Source organism: Patulibacter sp., from assembly GCF_030655195.1.
GTDB lineage: Bacteria > Actinomycetota > Thermoleophilia > Solirubrobacterales > Solirubrobacteraceae > Patulibacter.
In genome coordinates this window covers 1-2,988 of record NZ_JAURWA010000183.1, presented here as the reverse complement: position 1 = coordinate 2,988, position 2,988 = coordinate 1, and the positions used below count along the sequence as shown (strand labels likewise).

Annotated in this window: 3 protein-coding genes; 2 read left to right on the top strand and 1 reads right to left on the bottom strand. The window is 75.6% G+C overall.

Going from position 1 to position 2,988, the window contains the following annotated elements:
• Positions 1-131: 131 nt before the first annotated feature.
• Together Q7T67_RS19875 and Q7T67_RS19870 are read left to right on the top strand one after the other, a co-directional pair.
• The gene (locus Q7T67_RS19875; protein WP_304794050.1) at positions 132-1,040 is read left to right on the top strand and encodes a hypothetical protein; all 909 of its coding nucleotides are present in this window, start codon (positions 132-134) and stop codon (positions 1,038-1,040) included.
• Between the two features lie 157 nt (positions 1,041-1,197).
• Positions 1,198-2,223, top strand: a complete 1,026-nt coding sequence (locus Q7T67_RS19870) for a hypothetical protein (RefSeq protein ID WP_304794047.1) — start codon at positions 1,198-1,200, stop codon at positions 2,221-2,223.
• A 1-nt stretch (position 2,224) separates the two neighbouring features.
• Here Q7T67_RS19870 and Q7T67_RS19865 read toward each other — a convergent pair whose 3' ends face one another.
• Positions 2,225-2,821, bottom strand: coding sequence for a hypothetical protein (locus tag Q7T67_RS19865; protein ID WP_304794045.1), 597 nt, complete (start codon positions 2,819-2,821; stop codon positions 2,225-2,227).
• Positions 2,822-2,988: the final 167 nt, after the last annotated feature.

Below are 2,988 nucleotides of genomic sequence, written 5' to 3'. Positions count from 1 at the left end.
GCGGGCGGGCGGGCCGGGCGCCGTCCGACGCCGGGCGACCCGCGGGACCGGTCGACCGGCGGGCGGCGCCGCCTCGTGAGAGGTCCGTGAGGGATCGGGACCTCGCCGGTGGGGATTCGTACGATCCCGGCATGTCCCTGCGCCCGTCCCGCACCCGCCCCGCCCTCGCCGCCGGCACCGCCGTCCTGCTCGCGCTCGCCGCGACGGGCTGCGGCTCGTCCGACGACGAGTCGACCACGACGGCGGCCACCACCGGCGGCACCACCACGACCACCGCGACGACTGCGGAGAGCGGTGGCGGCGGCACCGCGAGCGGCGGCGCCCCCGCCGCGAACGAGGACGCCATCCGGGCCGCGCTGGCCCGCGGCCCGGAGTCGACGAAGGCGGCGAAGACGGCGCGCATCACGCTCCAGACCTCGACGGCCGGCATCACGACGAAGGCCACCGGCACCCTCGACCTGGTCGAGCAGCGGTACCTGTTCACGCAGACGCTCGGCGGCGGCGGGACGAGCGGGTCCGGCGGCTCCGGCGGCGCCGAGTTCCAGAACTACGGCGAGAAGGACAAGGTCTACATCCGCATCCCCGGCCCCGGCGGCTGGAGCGTCACGGACAACCCGATCGAGCAGTCCGACCCGCTCGCCCAGGTCCGGCAGCTCGAGAAGGCGAAGATCACCGACATCGGGGACACGAAGGAGGTCGACGGCAAGACCTGCCGCGAGTTCAGCGCGGAGCTCTCCCTCGAGGACGTCCTCGGCCAGATCGACGACCCGTCGTTCCAGGAGCTCCTGAAGGACGCCCCGTCCGGCGCGAAGGTCCCGGTCACGACGTGCATCGACGACGGCGGGCTCGCCTACTCGTCGACCAGCGAGTACGACATCAAGGACGTGCTCGGCGGGGCCGCCGCCCAGCTGCCGTCCGGCCGCTCGTCGTCGAAGCTGACGATCTCGGACTACGGCACGGCGCCGGCGCCGAAGCGCCCCGCCGGCATCGACGACGCCAAGCCGCTGGGGACGGGGACCACCGCGCCGTCGGCCGGCTGATCGCGGGCGCTCGACCCCGCCGGCCCGTCGCGGTCGGTCGACCGCGGATCTCCGGGGCGTCGCCCGGTCGCGCTGCCTTCTAGGCGCGGCGCCGCCCGGGCCGCGTCGACCGGGACGCAGCGCGAGGCGTGGCGCCCCGCCGCTATCGTGGCCGCCCGTGAGCTTCGACGCCCTCGTCCGCCGCGCAGGTGACCGCCTGGCCCGTCCCGCCAACCGGCGCAGCTTCGTCGGCGCCGTCGGGATCGGCACCGCGGCGGTCGCCGCCGGCGGTCTGGTCGGCTGCGGCGACGACTCGAGCGGCGCGACGAAGAGGAAGCCGCGCCGGATCCCGTTCGCCGACGAGGGCTTCGAGCCCGTCGCGACCTCCCGCGTGCCGAACGGTGCCGTCGGCCAGGACGCCGTCGCCGTCTGCTATTCGCCGTACGTCGTGGTGGGCACCGAGCCGAGCACGAAGAAGCTCGGCAGGACCGGCGTGGCGGTCCGCAAGGGCCCGCACCCCGACGCCGAGATCGTCCTGACCAACGCCGGTGACGAGGTCTTCGTGCAGGAGGGCGGCCACTTCGCCCGGCAGAGCGACCGCGAGGCCCCGGGCTGCGCCTCGCCGCCGATGCGCAAGGCGGTCGACGGCTGGATCTGGGGCTACCCCGGGCACGACGTGCGGTCCAAGAAGAGCGGCTGGATCCCGCTCGAGGTCGACGGCACCGTCTACACGAAGAGCTCGCCGGAGTACCAGGACCAGGCCAAGAACGACGGGTTCCTCTGCGGCCCGGCGCGCAAGGACTTCGACTGCCGCGACGCCGCCGCCTCGCAGAAGGCGTGCGGCCACGACGACTGCGGCGGCCCGCCGCTGGAGGACATCCGCTGCCGCACGCGGCCGATGCGCCGCCGGGTCCGCAAGGCGTCGTCCCGGATGTCCTCGAACTTCGAGGACTACTACCTGCGCCTGTCGTTCAACTCGACCGCGTTCGGCTGGGTCGAGGCGGGCGACGTCGTCGACGAGCTCTGCCGGCGCAGTGCCCCGTCCTACGGCGTCTGCTGCGTCGAGTGGAGCTTCGTCGAGATCGTCCGCAGCGAGGCGCTCCCGAAGGGCACCCGCGGCTGGATGCTCGAGACCGGCCTGGACCGCGAGGGCCGCAAGCCGCTCTCGCGCACCGGCGCGCCGGGCAACTACCGCCGGGGGTAGCTCAGCCGTCGTCGCGGGCGTTCGCGGTCAGCACCGCGAGCTCGCGTATGCTCGCCGGGCCGTCCGGCCGGCCGATCGCCGCGACGACGCCGTCGGGCGAGATGCCCAGCATCGACGGCGTCGTCGGACGCCGCAGCTCGCGCGGGAGGACGTCGACCGACAGGCTCGGCACGTCCCGGAGCGGCCGGCGGCGCAGGTGGTCGGCGGCACCGTCGGGGCGCAGGGCCAGGACGCTGACCAGCCGCACCGGCGGCCCCTCGCGCTGCAGGCCCTCGAGCGCCTCCTCGACCCCGACGCAGCCGGCGCACCCCGGCGAGTGGAAGACGAGCAGCGTCCCGCGGTCCTGCGGTCCGCCGAGCTCGAGCAGCGCGCCGCCGTCCGCGGGCACGGAGCCGGGCAGCAGCGGCACGGTCGTCGTGGGCACCGGATCGCCCTGTGCGGCGTCCCACTCCGGGGCCTCGAAGAGCTCGCCGCCGTCGAGCTCGTCGAGCCGCAGGCGCAGCTCGGCGGTCTGCCGCAGGAGCGAGAGGACGACGGCCACGAGCAGCGCGACGACGACCCACGAGAGGGCGACGGCGACGACCCAGACGGTGCTCATCGGTCGGCCGTCCGTCGCGGCGTGCGGGTGGCGCCGATTCCCGCCGTCGGGCGGCGGCGTCCGGTCGCCAGCGCGGCGGCGAGCAGCCAGGCGCAGGGCAGGCCGACCGCGACGCAGAGCGCGCCGGCCAGCTCGTCCGCGGCCAGCTCCCACGGAGCGCCCGGTGG

What these genes read in the sequence shown, in the direction of transcription:
- Q7T67_RS19875 (WP_304794050.1), top strand. Translation starts at nt 132, where the DNA reads ATGTCCCTGCGCCCGTCCCGCACCCGCCCCGCCCTCGCCGCCGGCACC.
- Q7T67_RS19865 (WP_304794045.1), bottom strand. Translation starts at nt 2,821, where the DNA reads ATGAGCACCGTCTGGGTCGTCGCCGTCGCCCTCTCGTGGGTCGTCGTC.